This window comes from Acinetobacter sp. YH16038 (genome assembly GCF_013417275.1).
GTDB lineage: Bacteria > Pseudomonadota > Gammaproteobacteria > Pseudomonadales > Moraxellaceae > Acinetobacter.
Genome location: NZ_VPEG01000142.1, coordinates 1 through 1566 on the forward strand (window position 1 = coordinate 1; position 1566 = coordinate 1566).

General features: G+C 56.6%; 1 protein-coding gene and 1 pseudogene. Both read right to left on the bottom strand.

Going from position 1 to position 1566, the window contains the following annotated elements:
* Nucleotides 1-123 (bottom strand): annotated as a pseudogene (locus tag FTV34_RS18060) (LysR family transcriptional regulator); the annotation flags it as partial.
* 27 nt (nucleotides 124-150) lie between these two features.
* On the bottom strand, nucleotides 151-1365 hold the full coding sequence (gene floR / locus FTV34_RS17360; RefSeq protein WP_000214122.1) for a chloramphenicol/florfenicol efflux MFS transporter FloR: 1215 nt from the start codon (nucleotides 1363-1365) through the stop codon (nucleotides 151-153).
* Nucleotides 1366-1566 lie beyond the last annotated feature (201 nt).

A 1566-nucleotide genomic window follows, 5' to 3' on the forward strand; every position in this document is an offset into this window, starting at 1 on the left:
CTTGGCCGCATGCCGAAAATTCAGATGCTCGGCGACGGCGATGAACTGAACAAGGGAAATGAGCGGTATCCTGCCAGACAGGATACCGACATTCACGAGGTTTCGATGGTTAGTGCGCCGCATCGGAGCGGGCCTGCTACCAGTCGTCGGTTAGACGACTGGCGACTTCTCGGTGGCAGCCCCACGGAGCCGAAGGAGCACCAGCCCCAACGAAACCAGTACCGCCATCGCCGTGGCGTAACAGATCACGGGCCACGCTGTGTCACCGTTTAAAAGTGCCACCGCCAATGTCCCGACAATGCTGACTATCAGGCTTTGAACGCAGAAGTAGAACGCGACCGCTGATCCCGCGATGTCGTCGAACTCTGCCAAAGCGCCGTTCGCGGTAACGGACACCGTGAAGACAATACCGACCGCGACAACCCACATCGGTAGGATGAAGGTGAGGAATGACGGCGAGCCGTAAAGTTCGCCGATCCCCAACAGGACCGCTCCGCAAACAAGCAACGCCATCCCACGCGCCACGCATCCTGCGATGCCCCATCTGGCGACAAAGGACTTCGCGAAACGGGTTGTCACGATCATTACAAGCGCGACAGTGGCGAAGGCAAAGCTGAATCCGATCTCGGAATATTCCGCTTGGCCTATGAGCACACGGGGAGCCGTCGAGAAGAAGACGAAGTAGGTGCCCATACCGGCGCTAAAGCCGACAGTGTAAACCCAAAAAGCCGGACTCGCGAAGATCGGCAAGACAGATCGGCGCGTCTTGACTTGATCCAGAGGGCGGGTTTCGTGCCACCTGAAACCCGCATTTAGGAGTGCGAGCATCGCCAGTATAGCCAAAGTAATGAATATCGCCTGCCATCCCAAGAACTCGCCGATCAATACTCCGGCGATAGGGCCGAGCGCAGGCACGAACGCCAGCATCGAACTGAAAAGGCCGTAGATGACGACACCCTCAGGACGGTTGGCATAAACGTCGCGAACCGTCGCGAACGTCGCCACCAGCATGGCCGACGCGCCCACTGCTTGAAGTAGACGGAAAGCGACAAAGGCCGGTGCAGTTGAAGACCAAGCTGCTCCCAGAGACGCAATGACGAAAGCCGTTGCGCCCGCAAGTAGAATTGGCCGTCGCCCGATTCTGTCTGAGAGCGGACCAAAAATCACCTGGCCCACGCCGAGCATCACCATATAGAGGCTCAACGTGAGTTGGATCATAGCGGGCGTCGTGTTCAGGATGCCGGGCATCGCTGGAACGACAGGGAGATAAATATCCATCGCCAGTGAAGCGAGGATGTCGAAAGGAGCCATCAGCAGCAGTGCTGCCGGCAGCGTATAGGCCCACGCGGGGCGTGTGGTGGTCATGACGAATCAACCCTCGATTAAGGAATACCGGGCGACGTCTGCTCGTCAGCAATCAGATGAGACTAGCCTTACAGAGCGCCGCAACAACAATACTGGTTGTTGCGGCTTACTTGTCTGCTGACTTGGAATTTCCCATCTGATTACTCCACGCTTACGAATATGAATTGCTACATTTTATCCGATTATCTTTTGCTTCGCAAT